A 19784-nucleotide genomic window follows, 5' to 3' on the forward strand; every position below is an offset into this window, starting at 1 on the left:
GTGGGAGCTCAACGAAGCCTTCGCCAGCCAGTGCCTCTATTCGCGCGACAAGCTCGGCATCGATCCCGCCAAGTACAACGTCAACGGCGGCTCGATCGCGATCGGCCATCCCTTCGGCATGACCGGCGCGCGCCTCACCGGCCACATCCTCCAGGAAGGCAAGCGCCGCAAGGCCAAGTGGGGCGTCGTGACGATGTGCATCGGCGGTGGCCAGGGCGGCGCGGGACTGTTCGAGATCTACAGCTGAGGCGATCGCCTCATTGAATGCGAAGGGCACGGCGCCGCAAACGCCGTGCCTTTTGCTTTCTGGCGTGCTTGGGGATTCGCCCGCGGCAACTCAACCGTTCTTCTCGGTTGCGACAGGTCGGAACACCCATTCGCGCCAGACCACCAGCAACGCCGACATGATCACCGGGCCTAAAAACAAGCCCAGGAGGCCGAAGGCAGCCAGGCCTCCAAAGATCCCGACGAACGCGAACAGAAACGGTAGCCGCGCCGAGTCGCCGACCAGGGTCGGCCATACGAAATGATCGCCGGCCAACATGACGATCGCGCCCCAGAAGAAGACGCCCGCGGCTGCGAAGCCGCTGCCTCCGCCGGAGATCAGGACCAGCGCCGCGGCGGTGAAGGCCAGCCAGGCGCCGAAGGGAAGCATGGCGAAGGCCGTGGTCAAGATCGTGAATACGATGGCATGCGGCACCCCCGCGACGAAATAGGCGACGCCGATCAACAATCCCTCGCCCGCGGCGACCAGCACCGTGCCGTTCACCGTGCCGCGGATCGCATCGACCATTTGCTCGGCGAGACCCTCTCCCGCCTCGCCGAAAAGCCGATCGCAGGTTTCCAGCACGCGGCCCGAGATCGACCGGCCGTTGCGCAGCAGGACGAACAAGGCCACCAGCGAGAAGAATAGAAGAAACATGCGGTGAAGCAGCTGTCCGCCGAACGTTCGAAACAGTTCCGATGCGTTGTCTGCATTGACGCTTTTCAGCCATGCGGTCGCGGCTTTGGGATCGGAAAGATTGCTGCGCCACCACTGCTCCATGCTCCCTGCGGCGATCGGAAGGCGGGCGAGCCAATCGGGCACTTCGATCCCGCTCTCTCCGGCCTGTTTCATCCAGCCCACGAGCAGATCGCCTTGTTGCGCGATCTGATAGACGGCAAGCGACATCGGCGTAAACAGGATGAGGGCGACGACGAGCGTGAAGACCAGCGGGGCCAGGCTAGACCGGCCGGAGCTCACGCGTGCCGCAAACTTGGTGTAGAGCGGCCACAGGCTGGTTGCGAGAATCGCGGCCCAGATCAATGCGGGGAGAAATCCCGCCGCCGTCCACAACGCCAGTGCGACGAGCGCGAGGGCAAGCACGACCCGTGCGTTCATGCGTGCGCCCGCACCCGTGGGCAGCGGCTTTCGCTCAGTCGTGTTCGGGCCGCCTTCGCTCCGCACGGCGTCGCTCCGCTTGGGCGAACGCTGCTTCGGTGCCACGGATTTCGCTCGTTCGGCCATTTGAGATCACTGGGGTGCGGGAGCTGCAGTGTCGAACTGATCAGCAGGAGAAACGCTGGGTCCCGGCTTCAAGCCGCAACAAGGGGCTTCAGTTCCGCCCGGGAAGAAGTTGCAGTGAGGTGGCGCCCTTCGTCGGGCGCGGCTCGGCCGAAGCCGCCCGGCACGAGGCCCGCCCGCAGCGCGGCCGCGGGCGTGCACCGCGGGCAGGAAATCGCGTTCGCCGCTTAAGCCTGCGCCAGCGCCGGTGCGAACACCACCTCGATCAGCGAGCCGGAGTTCGCCGCGCTCTTGATGTTGAAGCGGGCGCGGTTGGCTTCGACCAGGGCCTTGGTCAGCGACAGGCTCAGCGCCGAATTGTCCTCGGCGTCGCCGGGCGGTGGCGTCCGGAACGGCTCCATCGCGGCGGCGACTTCGCGCTCGCTGAGGCCGTGGCCGGTGTCGCGGATGCGAAGTGCGACCTCGCCGCGGTCGGTGAGCGCGGTGGAGACGATGACCTGGCCGCCGGCGCTGGCGAGCCGGATCGAGTTCGAGATCAGGTTCATGGTGATCTGCCGCATCGCGCGCGCATCCGCGCTCACCTGCGGCAGGGCGTGGCCGAGCGAGGTGCGGATGATGATGCGCTCGCGATTGGCCTGCGGCTGCATCACCACCACGCAGGCCTCGACGAGGTCGTTGAGGTTGAGGTTGGCGAAGTTGAGGTCGAGCTTGCCGGTCTCGATCCGCGACAGCTCGAGCAGGTCGTCGATCATGGCGATGACGCGCTCACCGGAGGCGCGGATGTCCTTCATGTACTCGCCGTAGCGCTCGTTGCCGAGCGTGCCGAAGCGCTCCGAGATCATCACCTCCGAGAAGCCGATGATGGCGTTGAGCGGCGTGCGGATCTCGTGGCTGATCCGCGCCAGCATGTCGGCCTTGGCATTCGCCGTGCCTTCGACGAGGCGGCGCGCCTGCGTCAGCTCGCTCTCGCCCTGCTTGCTGTGCGAGAGGTCGCGGAACACGGCGAAGAAGTTCGGGCCGTCGGGCCTGGTGCGGCCCATGATCATGGCGAGCGGAATGACGCCGCCCTTCTTCTCGCGCCCCAGCACCTCGCGGCCGTGGTCGAGCAGGCTCGCGATGTCCTGGCTCTTGAGGTTTTCCAGATAGTCGATGACGACATGCTGGCTCTCCGGCGCGAACAGCGTCACCAGATTCTGCTGCATCAGCGTCTCGCCGTCATAGCCGAACAGCGCCTCGGCGCTGCGGTTGCAGGCGTGGATGTTGCCTTCGGCATCGAACATGACGATGCCCTCGGCCGTGGTGTCGAGGATCGCGGCAAGATCTTCCGCCGCCGCCTCGCCGGCGTCGGGCTCGGGCGCGGTGGGCAAGATCTCGGGGACAATGGTCTCGGCGACGACGGTCTCGGCGATGACGGGCGCAGCGGGTGCAGCCTGCGGCAGCGCGCAGATCAGCGCATGCGCGCTCTCGCCGTCCCAGTCGATCGCGTGCAGATGCGCCTCGGTGGTCGGCAGCGGCGCTTCGCCATTGGCGAGCGTCGCGCTGATCGTGACGGGCGTCCCTGCTTGCGACGTGCTGCTGGCCGCGGACACGCCCGGCTCGACATAGAGCGCGTCCAGCCCGCCGGCGTTCTCCAGCGCGCTCAGGCTGGCATGGCCCATGCGTGCGAGAAAGGCGGGGTTGGCGTAGAGCAGGCGGTCGAGCCGGTAGATCAGGATGCCGGTCGGCAGCAGGTCGAGCAGCGCGCGGTCGCGCGTGCTGTGGCCGAGCGCGGGCGGCGCGGGCTCGCTCAGCCATTCGGCGGGCATGTGCGGCGTCTCAGGCTCCGGCGTCGGCGCCTCGGGCGTGACCTCGGCATCCGGCGGTTCGGCCGATGCCGCGATGGTTTCCTTGTCGCGTTCGAGGCGCTCGGACAATTGCCGGGCGAGTTCGTTGAACGCGCTGTTCTCGACCGGCGTCAGCGTCGGCGATCGCGTGTCGCCGGGCGCGCGGAACGGCAGGACATTGGGAGGCGTTTCCACTGGCGTTTCCGGATCGGTTGGATGTGAATTCGCGTCGGTTGTGGGTTCGGGCAGTTCGGCTTCAGGCTCAGGTGCGGGCGGCTCGATCGGTGGAGGCGGCACCTCTGGCTCCGGTTCGGGCTCCGGCTCGACCACATCGGCCGTCAGGCTTTGCGGCGCTGCCGGTTCGGCCAACAGCTCAAAACGCCTGAGCGCATCGAGCCGGTTGAGGCCATCGAGATCGCGGCAGACGCCAAAACCCCTGAAGCCCACGAAATTGCGCTCGCCGTCATAAACCGGAAGCCCGGCAAGCTCGACCGGCAGATGCTCGCCGCCGTCGGCTGGCCAGTTCACGGTGATCCCAGCCCAGGTGTCCTTGCTCGCAAGCGCCTGCGCCACGCGTCCCTCAGGATCGAGCGCGAATGCATCGGCGATCTCGCGCCAGGAGCGGCCGAAGCCGGCGGCCGTGCGCGGACCGATCAGGTGGATGAATTCGTCGGAGAGAAGCACAAAGCGGCCCTCTGCATCCATCTTCCAGAGGAAGCGCAGCGGATGCTGACGCGGTGCGGGCGGCTCTTCATGGCCCGACGGCGGCTCGACCATGCCTGTCACGGTCGGCGCGGCCTGCGGCGACACCATGGCTTCGGCCGAGTTTTCAACCGGAGTTGCTGGCGCGGCTTCGGCCGCTTCCTCGACGGCTTGCTGGATCGTCACGATCTCCGTCACCGGCTCGTGCGCGGGCGGTTCGTGCGCGATCGTTGCTTCCGGCGCGTCGACCGGCTCGGCAAAGGCGTCGAACAGCGCGATCTCGGATGGCGCCTCGTGCGGTGGCGCTGCTTGCACATGCTCCGGCGCGGGGGGCGGAGGAGGGGGCGGGGCAGGCTCACGCTGAACGATGTCTTCTCGGGCGACGTCTTCGCGCGCGACCTCTTCAGCGGCCTCGGCTTTAACCTCGTCAGTCGCAGCCGCCGCCTGCTGCACGGCAGGCTCGATCAGCGCGACCAGACCGACATCGGCTCCGCTGCCGACCCGCTGCAGCACCATCTGGCCGATGCCGATCGGCGTCTCGGCGCGGCCCTGGCGAAGCGCATCGCTGCGCGCCTGTTCGAGTCCGCCCTCGGTGAGATCGCGGAAGCCGAGCAGGGTGCGGGCCGTTTCGCTGGCGCCGACGAACAGGCCGTCGGGCGCGAACGCCGCCATCGGCGTCTTGGCGCCGTCGACGAGACGAAGCAGGCGTTCGACCAGCGGCATGGTGCGCAAGCCCGGGTCCATCGCGGTGACGAGCACGGCAGATCCTTGGAAGAATTGGCCGCCATCGGCGAAGTCGAGCCGGGCGCAGGCGCAGGTCATCAGCGTGCCGAGCCGCGCCCCGAAGCCGCGCAGCCGTTCGAGCCGGATCGCGCCGTTTGGAGGCAGGCGGCCGGCCAGCCGGATGATCTGGCGGCGGTGGCTGTCGGTGGGCCCGAAGGTCTTCTCCGCCAGCGCCGTGGCATGGGCCGCGCCAAACAGCCTTGCGCCGACCGGATTGGCCCAGAGCACGCGGGTGCCGTCGATCGACCAGAGCCAGACGGGCAGCGGCGAGGTCGCGTGCACGGCCAGCCGGGGATCGCCCACGCCTCGCAACTGGAAATCCGAACTCGTCATCCGACCGGCTTCGCGTCCCACTTGTGCGCATCAGGCTGCCGGAATGACAGCCTTAAGAAAGGGTTAGTATCGCCCGCAGCCGCGGGCAGGTCCACGTCCCAAGCCTAGGCGGCAAGGCCTAAAGCCGCGATAACCTTAATGTGGCGAGGCCCGCAAGCCGTAGCCCGGTCGCATCCACATCCTTCAGATGCCGCGTCGGGCAGCACCTATGCCGCCCAGCCAATCCGCGCAGCGGTCGTCTCCAGGACAAGGCGGGTGCTCAGAGGCCACCCCGTTACCTCAACCACCGGTTCCCCAGCCCGGGAACCTCATCCTCGCCGCGATTAAATTTGCGCAATGCACCCCAAAACCCGTTGCGTTGCACAATGTTGACATTTTAGGCAGGCATGGTCGCCGCGCTGGGCGAGCCATCATTCGTTTTATGTTTCCAGTCTTCGCTTCCGTCACCCAATTGGCCGGCGGGCGCGGCCGAAAAGGCTCACTCCGTTTTTCCATTTAGTGTGAGGGATACCCAATGACAGGTACGACTGATCCATTCTCCGCCTCCGTCATTCCGTTCGAGGTGCCGGAGCAGATGCGTGCGTTCGCCGAAAAGGGCGTGTCGCAGGCCCGCGAGAGCTACGCCAAGTTCAAGGACGCCGCCGAGACCCACAACGGCACGGTCGAGGCCGTGTTCGCGTCCGCCCACAAGGGCGTCAGCGAATACACCGCCAAGCTGATGGAGTTCGCGAAGGCCAACACCAAGGCCCATCTCGACTTCACCCAGGAGCTGTTCAGCGTGAAGGCGCCGCAGGATGCGTTCGCGCTGTGGACCAACCATTCCAGGGCGCAGCTCGAGACCTTCCAGGCCCAGGCCCGGGAGCTCGCCGAGATCACCCAGCGCGCGGCCACTGCAGCCGCCGAGCCGATCAAGGCCTCTGCCGCGAAGCTCTACACGCCCGCCGCCTGATCTGGTTGGGACGTCTGAATTAAGAAACCCGGGCCGAAAGCCCGGGTTTTTCTTCACCTCTCCCGCAAGCGGGAGAGGCCGGGAGAGGGCTCTCTCATCACGGGGAGTGTCGCCATCACGCGGGCGAGGGGAGCGCAACCTCGCTACGGTCGCCATCAAGCCCGATTTCATTGTGCTGAGGGTGATTTACCCCGGTTTTTCGTCCGTTTGCGGCCTTGCCAAAAACGCCCGTTGCACCTAGTTTCCGCCCCGTCCAGCCCCCCTTAGGTCACGGCCCTTTCAGGGCGCCCAGAGGCGCGGCTCGCAAGGATGCAGTTGTAGCTCAGTTGGTTAGAGCGCCTGTCTGTGGAACAGGAGGTCGGTGGTTCGAGCCCACCCAACTGTACCAGTGAAATCATCGCTCAGCAGAATGCTGTATCGGTCGCAAAACGGCCGGGCGGACAGGCTTGCTCTCTGTCGTGCCAGCAGCTGAGGTCTCACCGATACCTCTCTGGACCGGGGTGATCCCGGGACAGCGCAGCCAGAAGAGCAGCCTCTTCAAATGAGGCTCGGCGTCCACGTGAGCAGCCTGCCGGACAACATCGTCTGGCGTACTCCCTAGTCGCGCCAAAGGGCCTTCATGGACGACCACGAAGGCCTTCGCTTAGCACCAGCGGAATGTCCGCAGCACCCCCGGCGCAGTTCTGCACAATTACTTAACCTGTTAGGTTGATTTCTTGTCGAGAGTCGGTCACTCTCTCCCTGCCTAACATCGGGAGTAAATCATGAACAAGCTCACCCCATTTGGGATCACCTGCCGCAAGCTCCGGCTCGACAAAGGGCTGCGCTTAATGGATGTCGCCCAAAAGCTCGGTCGCAGTTCGGCGTTCATTTCTGCGATCGAAACAGGCCGGAAGTCAATTCCGGACGCCTACATGGTTACGCTTGCGCGCGCGATGGATCTGTCGGCGGCCGAGGTTAAAGAGCTGCGGCGCGCGGCCGATCGGACTCGCAAAGAGGTCTTGGTGGAGAAGCTTCCAGAAGACCAACGCGAATTAGTAGCCGCCTTTGCTCGCCGCCTGGATGATGTGCCGAGCAATGTGATGGCTGAACTTAAAAAGATTGTGCTGAAGTCGGGTGGCGAAGAAGCCCCTTTTCATCGATCTCGGCGCGGGATTGTCGTTCCCCCGCTGTCGACGCACATCATCCGAAAATTTTCAGATCAGGTGCGTGACGCCTTTGTCGATGATGACACAGTCGAGTTTCCTATTATGGACGTCCTCGAATTCCGCATGTCCAAGCTCTTCGATGGATTTTATCTCGATCCCCGTGATGCTGCCTTTATGGGAAGTGACGAGGGTCGAGTAATTGCTGGAACGAACTGCATCGCGCTACGGGAGGACATTTATGAAGGCGCATGGAATGGAAACCGGCGCGATCGCTTCACCGCTTGTCATGAACTCGGTCATTTTTTGATGCACCGCACGGTGACAATGGCGAGGACTAGAGACGACGGCGACAAGATATTCTGCGATGCCGAGTGGCAGGCCGACACCTTTGCCGGGACGCTGCTGATGTCTCCTCGCCATCTATGTCTTTTTGCAAACGCTGAAGAGGCGGCGGGCGGATGCAAGATGACGGGTCATGCCGCCGAAGTGATGTGGAGCAAATACACTGCTGAGGGAAAAATCCCCTCGGCGCACCAGCCAAAAATGCTTTGAAGAGGAAGAGCGATGGACCTGCATCAAGGAAAGTAAGGTCGCCTGCACCACCCGGACCTAAAGGGGGTGGGGGCGTTCAGTTAGTGGTTGCACACCAACTGAACGCCGAAGGCCAAGGCCAACAACCCAATGCGCTCGTAGCTCAGCTGGATAGAGCAGGTGCCTAGTAAGCCCGAGGTCGCAGGTTCGAGTCCTGCCGAGCGCGCCATCCGCCGCGAACGCACGTAGGTATATAGCCTATGTGGCCTTCATTTTTAAATCGTCAATATTCACAAATTCAAGCCCCTGCCACTCTTCACCGCTCCTCCTCCTCCTCATTTTGCCACCAGCGTCCCCGCAGGTGGCTACCGGCGTTGCATCTTCCTGTGGTCCACAAAAGTATGTTCTTGTTTTGTTCTAAAGTCAATAGAGCGCTCCCGCCACGTGGCAGGAAACTTACTTCGTCATGGATGGGCGGCTGCGACCGGCGAAGGTCCCTTATGCGGCGAAGCATTACAGTGACAATGGATTAAATTCCCGATCCAACCGGAGGGCTCCCTGTCCGCAACACAGATCAACTATCACCGCAACTCTGGCTCTTTGGTCAGAGTGCATGGAGTTGCTTATCGAGTGAGCTTTACGGCGATATTGGGATCGAATTCTTCCGACTCTAATGCGGTGACCGCAACATCGTAAGCTTTGCCTGCGTTGTGTCCTGCCGCGATCGCGTCGTAAAATCCCTTCGCAAACACGAGTGCAGCCTCGTCATCGATGTCGTCGATCATTCCGATTACTAGTGGAGCAAACGCTGTGCGGAGCCCCTGCATAGCACTACACGCATTGATGACCACGCATTTTAGCGTTTTCTGGTCTTTGAGCATCTTGCCAAATGCGTCGAAGGACAGATTTTGGACTCCACTTGGTCCCAACAGTTCGAGCCCATCGCCATCAGCGTGTCCTGCGAAATGGATAATGTCATAGTTGTTTGAAAGTAGATCGACGCGTAAATTGTCAATAGTTGCTGCCTGCAATGTTTCGATGTGAATGCGGTCTCGCGCAGTTCCTATTTTCACTCGTTGACGAATTTCAGCGATCTCCTTGTCAAGGCGAATGGCCTGATTGTTTTCCCCCCGCGGGTTGGCCGTAATAACTAGGATCCTGGTTTCTAGAATGTGAGTAAGCTTGCCGAGGCCTGGCTGCTCAGTTTCAATCGACTGTTGAACCGATGGATCAGCTTTGAGCCATGCCTCCTTAAGTACGTCGAGTACTTCAGCAGTCACCGCATGGGCAGTCGTGCCGCTTGGTCGCTTTTCGCGGCTTAGCTCATTCGCTAGGGTGAGTAGCCGATCGGCAGTATCTTTATGCCCTTCCCCGAGAGCATGTGCCAGTCTAAACGCAAGCTGAGTAAGTAACGCGTTCACGTCCCCACGATCATAAGGCAAATACTTCGCTAGGCCCGGGACTAGGCCGACGCTTTCTAAGACCTTTTCCGCTGTGGCGCGGCCCTCTGCGTCAAATCTCTCTGGGTCCGTAATCGGCGACACGTTGATCGGCATCTCCTTTGCCATGCGGCCGACCGTGGCGGGTGGCACTGTTGGGCAAATACAAACTTGTGCTCCACATGCAATACATAGTCCGGGATATCTCGCGAGGAATTCACGCTCGTAGTTGAATGTTTCGTCGTTTTCGACGCATCGAATCTCATACTCGTTTGCAAGGCCCATCAGATATGAGAAGACGTCTGCGGCTTCTCCATAGAAGTAATGTGGATAGCGATCGAATACCCTCACCGCTTCGGCTAACTCTCCGAGTTCTTCCAGTAAGGCAATGGTACTAAAGCCGGTTGAATTTAGATCTCGCGGATAGATCGTGCCAAACATCCGCTGCCAGTTGTTCAAGCTAGCGGGACGCTGCGCCCAATTAGCTTCCGTAAGCTCGCGAACTTCATCGTGAGATAAAACTCCTTCAGTGCCGCGAACTAATTTACATTGCATTTCCACATGCGGTGATTTGCGGCAATAAGGACAAACGTTTGGATATTTAGTGAATAGAAGGCGTTCGACGCTTTCAACGCCCATCTTCGAAAGTAATGGAAAGTACCAGCCGAGAGCCTTGCATAGTGCACCGGCGACGTCCACGCGATCGCGTTTCTTTTTCCGATCCAATAACGTGAGCATGCCGCAAACTTCGACGAAATGAAGCAAAGTTGACTCTCGGCTCCGTCCGAGACTTGCGTCGTGGTATATGAAGGACGTCATGCGATACAGATCGTCCAGTCGCAGTGTCAGTTCGGCCTTCGTTACACCACTGTTCTCCACGCGTATCCTCCAGCCTGCGGGTTACCCTGGGCAGATTAGTGGGTGCGCGCTATAGTTGCAATCGAACGAAAGTTTTGTCTCAGGTGCGAGCACCTTAGGGGGCTTCGGATCGTGCTCTCGTGAATGAAGAGCATTGTTGGCGGCAACAAAAATGAGCGCCAACGGGGGTTATGAACTTCTACGACCTACTTCAGCCTTGCTACGACCTACTTCAGCCTTGCCACCACCATCACCACAACCGGCAACGTCACCTCCACCAGCAGCGTGCCCAGCGCTACCGCGCCCGACACCGGGTTCACCAGCCGCTGATACTGGACCGTAAAGATATACGCGTTCGCCCCAGTCGGCATTGCCGCGAACAGCACGATCACGCCGGCTGCTACCGGCGGCAGGTCCAACAGCTTGGCGAGCAGGAAGGCGGTCGCCGGCATCGCCAGCAGTTTTAACGCGCTCATCACGGTGATGCTGAGCTTCTCGCCCCTGATCTCGAACCGAAACCGATTGATGCCGAGCGCGGTCAGCGCCGCCGGCGAAACCTGCTTGCGCGAGTAGCTCGATGGTTCTGTCGACGACGGGATTGAGGCCGACTCCCGTGAAGCGCCAGACGACGCCAAAACCGATCCCCAGCATCAGCGGATTGCGCGCGAGATCCGCGAGCACCGCGATCACGGTGAAAGTGCACCAAACTTGAAGGAGGGATTGCTCGATCCGCAACGCCGCTCAATACCAATTTTATGCACTGTCACCGTAGCTCCCCGGTCCGCAATGCGCTATCCGTAGCAGACCAAAGGCGTTCATGGACAAGCAGGCCAGGCGAAAAAGATCGTGAGTTTCTTCGAGCGTCTCAAGACAGCAGCATCCGTTGAATGGCGGGCCTACACCGAGCATCCCTTCACGGACGGATTGGCAGACGGCTCGCTGCCCGAAGCGGCGTTTCGTCACTACCTCGTTCAGGACTATCTATTCCTCATCGAGTTTGCTCGCGCCTACGCGCTCGCGGTCTACAAGTCGCCCAGACTTTCCGACATGCGTGAAGCAGCGGCCGGCCTTTCGGCCATCCTCGATGTCGAGATGAACCTGCATGTGAAGCTCTGTGCCGATTGGGGTCTGTCCCCACGAGACCTTGAACAGGCCCCTCCGGCGGCCGAGATGCTGGCCTATACGCGCTACGTGCTCGACGCGGGAATGCGCGGCGACCTGCTGGCCCTCAAGGTGGCGCTTGCCCCCTGCGTGATCGGGTACGCGGAGATCGCAACGCGGCTCGCCTCGCTCCCCCTCGCGGACGCTGCGACGAACGCCTACCGCGTCTGGATCGCCGAGTACGCCGGCGCGCCGTACCAGGAGGTCGCTGCCAAGGCGCGGGCCCACATGGAGCATCTCGCCGATCTCTACGCCACGCCGGCCCGCGAGGCAGAGCTGATTGCGATCTTCAAGGAAGCCACCCGACTCGAGGCAGACTTCTGGGAGATGGCCTGGCGCGAGGGCCAGCGCGTTCAATAGCTCTTTCAGGCGGTCAGGACGGGGGCGAGGGCTCAGCACGCCACGACGCAGGATCGGTCGCTTTCGTTCCCCCATTTCAGGAGAAATCGGCATCGAGCAAGGCCGAACCTTTTCATGACCTGGAGTGTTTGTACCTGCGGCAGGGGTGACAACGCTGAGGAGCCAAGACATGAACGGAATTATCTATCTGGTCGGACTCGTCGTCGTGATTGGTGTGGTGCTCTCGTTCCTGGGCCTGCGCTGATTGTATTTGGGAGGTGGTGCGTCGCACTCGCCAAGCCTCTGACACCTCACCTCGCCACCACCCACACCACCATCGGCAATGTCACCGCCGCCAGCAGCGTGCCCAGCGCCACCGCGCCCGACACCGGGTTCACCAGCCGCTGGTACTGAACCGCGAAGATGTACGCGTTGGCGCCGGTCGGCATCGCCGCGAACAGCACGACGACGCCGGCCGCGACCGGCGGCAGATGCAACAGCTTGGCGAGCACGAAGGCGGCCGCCGGCATCGCCAGCAGCTTGAGCGCGGACATGACGGCAATGCCGAGCTTCTCGCCCTTGACCTGGAAACGAAAAAGATTGATGCCGAGCGCGATCAGCGCCGCTGGCGATCCCGCCTGCGCCAGCAGCTCGATGGTCCTGTCGACGACGGGATTGAGACCGAGGCCGGTGAAACGCCAGACCACGCCAAAACCGATTCCCAGCATCAGCGGGTTGCGCGCGAGATCGGCGAGCACGGGCCGGATCACCGCGAGGGGCGAGCCGGCTTGCTTGCGGCTGACAAGCTCCATCTGCAGGATGCCGCAGAGCCAGAGCAGCGGCGTGTTCACCGACAGGATCAGCGCCATCGGTCCCGCCGCCTCGTTGCCCAGCGCCGAGAGCGTCAGGGGAATCCCGAGCATCACGATGTTGCCGTAGACCGAGCCGATCGCGAACACGACGCCGTCCTCGCGGTCGTCGCGCCGTTCGCGCAGCAGGGCGGAGAGCGCCAGCGCCGCGATCCAGGTCATCGCCAGCGCGCCGTAATAGGCGCCCCACATCCTGTAGGGGCTGACATCGGGGAATTCCGACACCACGATGGTGCGGAACAGCAGCGCCGGAATCGCGATGCTGAAGGCGAATTCGGAGATGCCCTTGTGCGCGCTCTCGGAGACGAACCGAAACAGCACCGCGGCATAGCCGGCCGCGATCAGCGCAAACACCGGCGCGACGATCAGCACTGTAGACATGCGCCGCTACGACCCCATCTCGATGATCCGGCGCGCCATGCGGACATTGGCATAGTCGATCATCTTGCCGTCGAGCGTCACCGCGCCCTGGCCCTGCGCCTCGGCCTGCTCCATGGCCTCGACCACCCGCCGCGCGTGCGCGAGCTCAGTGTCGGACGGGACGAACGCCCGCAACGTCGGTTCGATCTGGTCGGGATGGATCACTTGCTTGCCGTCAAAACCCATCGCAGCCGCCTTGAGCGCGCCGCTTTCGGTCAATCTGGCATCCCGGAACGCGCCGCACGGGCCGTCGATGGCGCGCAGGCCGAAGGCGCGCGCGGCCACCAGCAGGCGCATCATCGGATAAGCGAACAGATCGAGCGGGGCGGAGGCATAGCCGCTCTGGGCGGAGCCGACGTGGCGGTAGCCGTCCGGCGACGCGCCGATTTCGGAGGAACGGGCGCCGATCGACGCGGCGAAATCGCCGACACCGAGATGAAGGGCGGCGACGCTGTCGTGCGCGGCGGCGAGCGCGTCGACATTGAGCAGACCCAGCGCGGTCTCGATCAGCAGTTCGAGCGCGACGGGAGAAGAGCGACCCGGCGCGGCCGCGCGCAGCTGATCGGCAATGGCGGCGATGTCGCCCGCGCGCTCCGCCTTCGGCACGATCACCGAATCCAGCCGGGGCAGCGCAGCGAGCCTGCGGATTTCCTGCGCGATGAAGGGGCTGTCGACGGCGTTGAGCCTGACCGCGACGACCTTGTTGCCCCAATCCAGAGAAGATAACGACCCCGCAGCTTCCTCCAGCGCCGCGCTCTTCTCGGACGGCGGCACCGCGTCCTCGAGGTCCATGAACACCGCATCCGCGGCCGAGGCAGCTGCCTTGGCGACGAGACGGGAGCGATGCGCGGGAACGGCCAGATAGACCCGCGTCGGCCGCTGGGGGGCCATCGTCATGTCTCCTTTGCGAGACCGAGTTCGCTGAGGATGGATTGATTGTGCTGCCCGACGTCGGGCACCGGATCCATCCGCGGCGACAGGCCTGGAATGGTGAGAGCGGGCAGGAAGCTCATCACCGGACCGCAACGAGTGCCCACCGTTTGCACCCGGTCGCGGGCGCGGAGCTGCTCGTGCGCCAGGAACGCCTCGACCGAATTCAGATGCGCGTTGGCGATCGAGGCCTCGTCGAGCAGCCGCAGCACCTCTTCACTGGTCATCGCCGCAAAACGCTGCTCGATATGGACTTGCAGATCGTCCCTGTTCTGCATGCGCAGCGGATTGGTGCGGAAGCGGGGATGATCGGCAAAGGCGGCATCGCCAAGCACGATGGCGCACAGCGATCGCCATTCCCGGTCGTTCTGGATGCCGAAGAAGATCGTGTTGCCGTCGCCGACGCGGAACGGGCCATACGGCGCTATCGTTGCGTGCCTTGCCCCGGTGCGCGGCAGCGGCCGGCCCGTACTCTGCGTGTAGAAGGCGGGATAGCTCATCCAGTCCGTGATGGAATCGAACAGCGAGGCCTGGAACGCGGTGCCCTTGCCGGTCCGCTCGCGGCGATACAGCGCCATCAGCACGCCGTTGAGGATGTACATGCCGGTGGCGATATCGACCACGGAAAGTCCGATCTTGGCGGGCTCCGCCTCGGTGCCGTTGATGGCGAGGACGCCGGCCTCGCACTGCACCAGGAGATCGTAGGCCTTCTTGTTGCTGTAGGGTCCGCCCGCACCATAGCCCGACACGTCGCAGGCGATGATGCGGGGAAACTTTCGCAGCAGCGATGCGGCATCGAGGCCGAGCCGCTCCGCCGCGCCGGGCGCCAGGTTCTGGATGAAGACGTCGGCCTGCGGCAGCAGGGCCTCGAGCACCTCCTGGCCGTCAGGACTCTTGATGTCGATGGCGAGGCTTTCCTTCGACCTGTTGGTCCAGACGAACTGGCTCGACATCCCGTTCATCACGTGATCGTAGTCGCGGCAGAAATCGCCATCGCCCGGCCGCTCGATCTTGATGACGCGCGCGCCCCAGTCCGCAAGATGCCGGCTGGCAAGAGGAGCCGCGATCGCCTGCTCGAGCGAGACCACCGTCACCCCCGACAGCGGCAGCTCCGCCTCATTTCGCTCCATGCAATCGTCTCCGCTCCCGCTCACGCTTTCGACCAGCGCAGGAGACAAGCCGACCACCCCACGCACGTTCTGTGATGATGGCATCATGCCCCTGTTTTGCCCGACGAGTCAAATCGATTTCGTAAAATCCGCAAAACACGGTCCGCAAAGTTCAATGCCAACATGGACTTGGCTACTGTGCATGGGGTTGTTTTCGCGGTTTTTGTTTTAGGGGGCCCTGTTGCCGAGACCGCACACGTCCCGCCTTTCGCATCTGCCCTCGTTGCCAACGAACGCCCGTTCACCCACTATCCGCTCCGACTCGACATTTGGGGGGATCGATGCCGGCGTTCCGTTTCAAGAAAACCTTGGCTGCCGCGATCACGGGGATGGCGCTGGCCGTCCTGATCCACCCGGGTGAAGGCTTTGCCTACTCCCAGGAGGAGCAGCAGGCCTGCACCCCCGATGCGATGCGGCTGTGCGGCGACTTCGTTCCGAACGTCGACGCCATCACCGCCTGCATGATCCAGAAGAAGTCGCAGCTCTCGCCGCAGTGCCGGGCCTTCTTCCGGCCGGGACCGGAGCCGGGCATGGCGGCGGCGCCCCGCGCCGGCAAGCCGACCAGCATCGCGCCCAAGAGCTCGGCCCGGACGGCGAAGAAGAGCACCAAGCCGGCCAAGAAGAAGAAAGCCAGCGAAGGCTGAGCGCGAGCACGACGTTCCCTTTTTGAAACTCGACCATGCCCGGGCCACAGCGCGCAGTGCGTTTGAAGTCCCGGGCATCTGCGTGTCCGACTTCTCGTTTGCTCGCCCCTTGAGTCAAACTGACCCAGGCACCAGCCCCACACCAGCCACCGGACTCGTTTTGTTCGCCTTCGCGTGCGGATGCTTGCGACAATTACGACCGCGCGGGGATGGAAACGAGTCGCGGAACGGTTTGCCCGGCGAGGTTGCATTCCGTTTTTTCCCGCCGCACTGCTCAAAAAACGCACGATTGCTGGCGTGAGGCCGTCGTCGCACGCAGCAGTGTGACTCAAAAGCCAACGCGCTTTGTTATTTCATGGCGCCAGCATAACTTATGATAAATTTTTCTTTCCCGAATCACCGCGGTGATTCATTTTCGCTGCCTGGGGTCAATCTGGAGGCAGAGGTATGAACGTTATTGTTTTTGCATCGCGTAAAGGTGGCTCGGGCAAGAGTACGCTGGCCGCGCATCTTGCCGCGCAGATCAAGGCGACCAAGCCGATCCTGCTCGTCGATGCGGATCCGCAAGGCTCGCTCACGCTGTGGCACAAGCTGCGTGGCACCAACGAACCGCCGATCAAGTCCGCGGTGAACTCGGTCAGCGGCATCGTCTCCGCTGCCAAGCGCGACGGTTATGAATGGGTGTTGATCGACACGCCGCCGAACCTGTCGGCCGTCGTCGACGACGCCATCCGCAATGCCACCATGGTGGTGATTCCCGCCCGTCCCGGCGTGTTCGACGTCAACGCGGTGCAGGAAACCATCCAGATGTGCCGTGCGGCGCGCAAGCCCTACGCGGTCGTGCTCAACGGTGCGCCGGCGCGCCGCGATGAGTCCGAAAGCCCGATCGTCACCATCGCCCGCGAGGCGCTGGCGAAGTTCCGTGCTCCGGTGTGGGGCGGCCAGATCACCAACCGTTCGGATCTGCTGATGGCGCTGAGCCACGGCGAGGGCGCGCGGGAATATCAGGCCGAGAGCCGTGCGGCGCAGGAAATCGCAAGGCTGTGGGCGGCGATCGAGCGTTCGGTAAAGGCTATTCGCGGCACGGCGTCGGCTTCCGGCGCAATGCACAAGCAGGCGGCGTAATTTTCATAAATCATTCCCCGGACGAAAAACGCGCGGACCTCCGCGCGTTTTGCGTTTTTGGGAAGATGACTTTGCCGCTAGGCCACCATCAGCATGTAGAACACGATCACCGGCGACAAAGTGAGGATCACCGACCAGATGCCGGCGGCCCAGAGAATGTCCTCGGTGGTGAAGCCCTGCTGTTCGACGTCGTAATGCGACGCCATTTCGTTATGACTATTCACAAACGCCCCCGCGATTTCTTCGCTTATGGGCATGAACGCTACACGGGATGTTTTAAAAATCCGGGTCGCAGTTTCGCGCGCTTTTGAACACAGCTGCTACCACGGATTAACCATCCGGACGCGTGCTGACATCACGCCAGCCAGACCCGAAACACCAGCACCGGCATCAGGCCGAGCATCACCGCCCAGAAGCCGAACGACGACACCACCACAATTCCCCGCAAGAAATCAGCGGACGCGAACATGTCTGCCGCCGTCGGGCGGATGCGTTGCCCCATGATCATTCCCCCATTTGAAAAGACTTTGAATGAAGACGATAGGCGCGATTGCGTAAACGAGCCGTGGATGCGCCATATGGCAGCAGCGAAGACCGTTGAGGCGCGGTTAACCAAGCACTCCGCTCTCTCACTCCCTCTCCTCGTTCTTACGGGGAGAGGGTGGGGTGAGCGGCTGTCAGCACCCCGCGACTTGCATGCGTCGCTCGATCTCGCGGTCGAGCTGGACGGCGAGTTCGCTGCCGACCTCCACCATCGGCAGGCGCACTTCGGGGCTGTCGATCAGCCCCGTGCGCCACAGCCAGTATTTTGCCGGCGCGGGACTGGGCTCGGTGAACAACAGGCGCGTCAGGTCCGCGACCTCCTGCCAGCGCGCCAGCGCCGCATCGTGATTGCCGCGCTTCAGCTCGGCATGGACGGCCGCAAACGTCGCGGTCTCGAGATGGGCTGACAGCACGATGCCGCCGTCGGCACCGTCGCTGAGCGCCTCGAAATAATTCGCATCCTCGCCGGTCAGCACGCGAAAGTCCGCAGGCCTGTCGCGCAGCAACGCGATGGATTGCTCGCGGCTCGCACCGCAATCCTTCAGGCCGATGATGTTCGAATGTTCGGCAAGCCGCAGCAGCGTCTGGTTGGTGATGTTGACCGAGGTGCGATAGGGAATGTTGTAGAGCGCGAGCGGCCAGGCGGCGTGATCGGCGAGCGCCTCGAAATGCGCCAGCAACCCGCGCTGCGACGGCCGCACATAATATGGGCTCGCGATCAGATAGCCATCGATCGGCCAGTCCGCGGTCGCGTCGAGACGCTCCTTCAGCCGCGAAGTGTCCGCACCTGAAAGTCCAAGGCAGATCGGAATCTTGCTGTGGCCGGTGGCCAGCTCGTCGCGCACGATGGCGACGAGGCGTTCGAGCTCGACGCCGCGTAGCGTCATGCCTTCACCGGAGGTCGCCCCCAGGATGAAGCCGTCGACGGCCTGTCCACTGTAATGCCGGGTCAATCGGCGCAGCGACCTCTCGTCGAGGGCGCCGTCGCGAAACGGCGTCACCAGCGGCAGCCAGAGCCCGTGCAAATGTTCCTGTAGTCCGGTCATGTTCCATCTCCTTCTCGGGAAAAATCCTGAGACGAGGCACATGAAAAAACCCCGTCCAGACGGCGGGGTTTTCGAAGTTTCGGCTCGCGATGACGAAGGCTGTTAGCGCGCGCAAAAATCCGAGGTCCCCAGATGGGGGCCTTTTTTCGAGGCGACTGCCTGCGACGAGATTGCGCACGACTTCGTGATCATTCGCAAATGATGCGGGGTAAGCATGGAACTGTCAATACACGCGGAGGGCGATGGCCGGATCCGCAAAAAAAAAGCCGGGCTCGATCGAGCCCGGCTTAAGGTATTGGCCACGTGAGGCCGACACAATCACCTTCCAAGAGGGATTACTGAACTCCCGCGCCACTGGAGGAGGGGGACAAATGCGCAACGCGAAGGCTCAGCGTGAAGAGATTATGGGCTAGCTTCGCGCCATGCATCAAGCGTCCAAGCCGCATGTCAGACATGCGGAAATCAGGACGGCCAGCGCTGCGCCTTGCTCACCACGAAGTCGCGGAACACTTGCACGCGCGCGACCGTCTTCAGCTCTTCCGGATAAACAAAATACGTATCGAGCTGGATCGAATCCGATTCGCCGAACAGCTGCACGAGGCGGCTCTGTTCTTCGATCAGATAGTCCGGCAGCGCGGCGATGCCGAGGCCCTGCTGACAGGCGCGGACGAGGCCGAGAATGTTGTTGACCCTGAAATAGGCTTCGCGCGGACCCGAGCCGTTGCGCCCCGCCTCGACCAGCCAGTTGCGGTTCTGAAGATGCGGCGCGAAGTTGCCGTCGGAGAGCGTGATGATGCGGTGGGAGTCGAGCTCCTCCAGCGTGCGCGGCGTGCCGAAGCGCTTGATGTAATCGGGCGAGCAATAAGCGTGGAAGCCCATCGCGAACAGCTTGCGCTGGATGAGATCCGGCTGCGTCGGCTTGCGGGTGCGGATCGCGACATCGGCCTCGCGCATCGAGAGATCAAGCTCCTCGTCGGTGACGATCAGCGAGATCCGGATTTCCGGATAGAGCGCGGTGAATTCGCCAAGCCTGGGGATTAGCCAGTTGATGCCGACGCCGGGCGTGGTGGTGATCTTGAGATCGCCGCTCGGCCGCTCACGGCTGTCGGTCAGCTTCGCGCGCGCCGCCTGCAGCTGCATGAACACGTCATGGGCGGTGCGGAACAGGAGGTCGCCCTGTTCGGTGAGGATCAGGCCGCGGGCGTGGCGGTGAAACAGCGAGACCGAGAGCTCCTGCTCCAGTGCCGAGACCTGGCGTGATACTGCCGATTGCGACAGGCCGAGCTGCTCGCCCGCGTGCGTGAAGCTGCCCGCTTCCGCCGCGGCGTGAAACACCTTCAGCTTGTCCCAGTCCATATCCGTAAATCCGTCGCGTGTTCTTGCCATGATGTCTATTCCGCTGCCGCGCGCTCGCTGGCGCGCAGGGCCAAAAATCGTTCCGCCTCGAGCGCCGCCATGCAGCCGAGGC

The 19784-nt window shown here is 62.8% G+C and carries 16 protein-coding genes, 2 tRNA genes and 1 pseudogene; 8 read left to right on the forward strand and 11 right to left on the reverse strand.

Annotated elements, in window-relative coordinates; all coding sequences use genetic code 11:
- Positions 1-247, forward strand: a pseudogene (locus tag IVB47_RS27250) (acetyl-CoA C-acyltransferase); the annotation flags it as partial.
- A 90-nt stretch (positions 248-337) separates the two neighbouring features.
- Here the strand turns inward: IVB47_RS27250 and IVB47_RS27255 are convergent.
- Both IVB47_RS27255 and IVB47_RS27260 read right to left on the reverse strand, forming a co-directional pair.
- A complete protein-coding gene (locus IVB47_RS27255; protein ID WP_247465892.1) occupies positions 338-1381 on the reverse strand; it encodes an AI-2E family transporter in 1044 nt (347 codons plus the stop codon).
- 350 nt (positions 1382-1731) lie between these two features.
- Entirely contained in the window at positions 1732-5145 is a 3414-nt protein-coding gene (locus IVB47_RS27260; RefSeq protein ID WP_247465893.1) for a PAS domain-containing protein, read from the reverse strand.
- A 514-nt stretch (positions 5146-5659) separates the two neighbouring features.
- Between IVB47_RS27260 and IVB47_RS27265 the strand changes: the two genes are divergently transcribed.
- The 4 genes from IVB47_RS27265 (at position 5660) to IVB47_RS27280 (ending at position 8002) form a co-directional block, all read left to right on the forward strand.
- Positions 5660-6094 carry a phasin gene (locus tag IVB47_RS27265; RefSeq protein WP_247465894.1) on the forward strand — a complete coding sequence of 145 codons (435 nt, stop codon included), beginning with the start codon at positions 5660-5662 and terminating at the stop codon, positions 6092-6094.
- Positions 6095-6405: 311 nt separating this feature from the next.
- Positions 6406-6482 (forward strand) — tRNA-His (locus tag IVB47_RS27270).
- 376 nt (positions 6483-6858) lie between these two features.
- A complete protein-coding gene (locus tag IVB47_RS27275) occupies positions 6859-7794 on the forward strand; it encodes a helix-turn-helix domain-containing protein (protein ID WP_247465895.1) in 936 nt (311 codons plus the stop codon).
- Positions 7795-7925: 131 nt separating this feature from the next.
- Positions 7926-8002 (forward strand) — tRNA-Thr (locus IVB47_RS27280).
- 394 nt (positions 8003-8396) lie between these two features.
- Here the strand turns inward: IVB47_RS27280 and IVB47_RS35570 are convergent.
- The gene (locus IVB47_RS35570; RefSeq protein ID WP_247465896.1) at positions 8397-10091 is read right to left on the reverse strand and encodes a CHAT domain-containing protein; all 1695 of its coding nucleotides are present in this window, start codon (positions 10089-10091) and stop codon (positions 8397-8399) included.
- A 206-nt stretch (positions 10092-10297) separates the two neighbouring features.
- Positions 10298-10705 carry an AEC family transporter gene (locus tag IVB47_RS27290; protein ID WP_247465897.1) on the reverse strand — a complete coding sequence of 136 codons (408 nt, stop codon included), beginning with the start codon at positions 10703-10705 and terminating at the stop codon, positions 10298-10300.
- 211 nt (positions 10706-10916) lie between these two features.
- Here IVB47_RS27290 and tenA point away from each other — a divergent pair, with 211 nt between their 5' ends.
- Positions 10917-11591, forward strand: coding sequence for a thiaminase II (tenA, locus tag IVB47_RS27295; RefSeq protein WP_247465899.1), 675 nt, complete (start codon positions 10917-10919; stop codon positions 11589-11591).
- A gap of 290 nt (positions 11592-11881) precedes the next feature.
- Here tenA and IVB47_RS27300 read toward each other — a convergent pair whose 3' ends face one another.
- The 3 genes from IVB47_RS27300 to IVB47_RS27310 are packed head-to-tail and all read right to left on the reverse strand — an operon-like array spanning position 11882 to position 14919.
- Positions 11882-12820 carry an AEC family transporter gene (locus IVB47_RS27300; protein ID WP_247465900.1) on the reverse strand — a complete coding sequence of 313 codons (939 nt, stop codon included), beginning with the start codon at positions 12818-12820 and terminating at the stop codon, positions 11882-11884.
- A 6-nt stretch (positions 12821-12826) separates the two neighbouring features.
- Positions 12827-13750 (reverse strand): CoA ester lyase, encoded by a 924-nt coding sequence (locus IVB47_RS27305; RefSeq protein WP_247465902.1) that lies wholly within the window; start codon positions 13748-13750, stop codon positions 12827-12829.
- 2 nt (positions 13751-13752) lie between these two features.
- Positions 13753-14919 carry a CaiB/BaiF CoA-transferase family protein gene (locus tag IVB47_RS27310; protein ID WP_247465904.1) on the reverse strand — a complete coding sequence of 389 codons (1167 nt, stop codon included), beginning with the start codon at positions 14917-14919 and terminating at the stop codon, positions 13753-13755.
- A gap of 320 nt (positions 14920-15239) precedes the next feature.
- Between IVB47_RS27310 and IVB47_RS27315 the strand changes: the two genes are divergently transcribed.
- Both IVB47_RS27315 and IVB47_RS27320 read left to right on the forward strand, forming a co-directional pair.
- Complete coding sequence (locus tag IVB47_RS27315; RefSeq protein WP_247465907.1) at positions 15240-15602, forward strand: hypothetical protein; 363 nt, start codon at positions 15240-15242, stop codon at positions 15600-15602.
- A gap of 447 nt (positions 15603-16049) precedes the next feature.
- Complete coding sequence (locus IVB47_RS27320; protein WP_007596685.1) at positions 16050-16727, forward strand: ParA family protein; 678 nt, start codon at positions 16050-16052, stop codon at positions 16725-16727.
- 77 nt (positions 16728-16804) lie between these two features.
- Here IVB47_RS27320 and IVB47_RS27325 read toward each other — a convergent pair whose 3' ends face one another.
- From IVB47_RS27325 to IVB47_RS27340, 4 genes are all read right to left on the reverse strand, one after another.
- Entirely contained in the window at positions 16805-16984 is a 180-nt protein-coding gene (locus IVB47_RS27325) for a hypothetical protein (RefSeq protein ID WP_247403769.1), read from the reverse strand.
- Between the two features lie 98 nt (positions 16985-17082).
- The gene (locus IVB47_RS27330) at positions 17083-17229 is read right to left on the reverse strand and encodes a hypothetical protein (protein WP_166517545.1); all 147 of its coding nucleotides are present in this window, start codon (positions 17227-17229) and stop codon (positions 17083-17085) included.
- A gap of 175 nt (positions 17230-17404) precedes the next feature.
- Entirely contained in the window at positions 17405-18316 is a 912-nt protein-coding gene (locus tag IVB47_RS27335) for a 4-hydroxy-tetrahydrodipicolinate synthase (RefSeq protein ID WP_247465909.1), read from the reverse strand.
- A 462-nt stretch (positions 18317-18778) separates the two neighbouring features.
- On the reverse strand, positions 18779-19702 hold the full coding sequence (locus tag IVB47_RS27340) for a LysR family transcriptional regulator (protein ID WP_007614700.1): 924 nt from the start codon (positions 19700-19702) through the stop codon (positions 18779-18781).
- Between the last annotated feature and the right edge of the window lie 82 nt (positions 19703-19784).

This window comes from Bradyrhizobium sp. 62 (assembly GCF_023073035.1).
GTDB lineage: Bacteria > Pseudomonadota > Alphaproteobacteria > Rhizobiales > Xanthobacteraceae > Bradyrhizobium.

What these genes read in the sequence shown, in the direction of transcription:
- IVB47_RS27340 (WP_007614700.1), bottom strand. Translation starts at nt 19,702, where the DNA reads ATGGCAAGAACACGCGACGGATTTACGGATATGGACTGGGACAAGCTG.
- IVB47_RS27305 (WP_247465902.1), bottom strand. Translation starts at nt 13,750, where the DNA reads ATGGCCCCCCAGCGGCCGACGCGGGTCTATCTGGCCGTTCCCGCGCAT.
- IVB47_RS27275 (WP_247465895.1), top strand. Translation starts at nt 6,859, where the DNA reads ATGAACAAGCTCACCCCATTTGGGATCACCTGCCGCAAGCTCCGGCTC.
- IVB47_RS27330 (WP_166517545.1), bottom strand. Translation starts at nt 17,229, where the DNA reads ATGGGGCAACGCATCCGCCCGACGGCGGCAGACATGTTCGCGTCCGCT.
- IVB47_RS27315 (WP_247465907.1), top strand. Translation starts at nt 15,240, where the DNA reads ATGCCGGCGTTCCGTTTCAAGAAAACCTTGGCTGCCGCGATCACGGGG.
- IVB47_RS27260 (WP_247465893.1), bottom strand. Translation starts at nt 5,145, where the DNA reads ATGACGAGTTCGGATTTCCAGTTGCGAGGCGTGGGCGATCCCCGGCTG.
- IVB47_RS27325 (WP_247403769.1), bottom strand. Translation starts at nt 16,984, where the DNA reads ATGCCCATAAGCGAAGAAATCGCGGGGGCGTTTGTGAATAGTCATAAC.
- IVB47_RS27335 (WP_247465909.1), bottom strand. Translation starts at nt 18,316, where the DNA reads ATGACCGGACTACAGGAACATTTGCACGGGCTCTGGCTGCCGCTGGTG.
- IVB47_RS27300 (WP_247465900.1), bottom strand. Translation starts at nt 12,820, where the DNA reads ATGTCTACAGTGCTGATCGTCGCGCCGGTGTTTGCGCTGATCGCGGCC.
- IVB47_RS27310 (WP_247465904.1), bottom strand. Translation starts at nt 14,919, where the DNA reads ATGGAGCGAAATGAGGCGGAGCTGCCGCTGTCGGGGGTGACGGTGGTC.
- IVB47_RS27265 (WP_247465894.1), top strand. Translation starts at nt 5,660, where the DNA reads ATGACAGGTACGACTGATCCATTCTCCGCCTCCGTCATTCCGTTCGAG.
- IVB47_RS27320 (WP_007596685.1), top strand. Translation starts at nt 16,050, where the DNA reads ATGAACGTTATTGTTTTTGCATCGCGTAAAGGTGGCTCGGGCAAGAGT.
- IVB47_RS27255 (WP_247465892.1), bottom strand. Translation starts at nt 1,381, where the DNA reads ATGAACGCACGGGTCGTGCTTGCCCTCGCGCTCGTCGCACTGGCGTTG.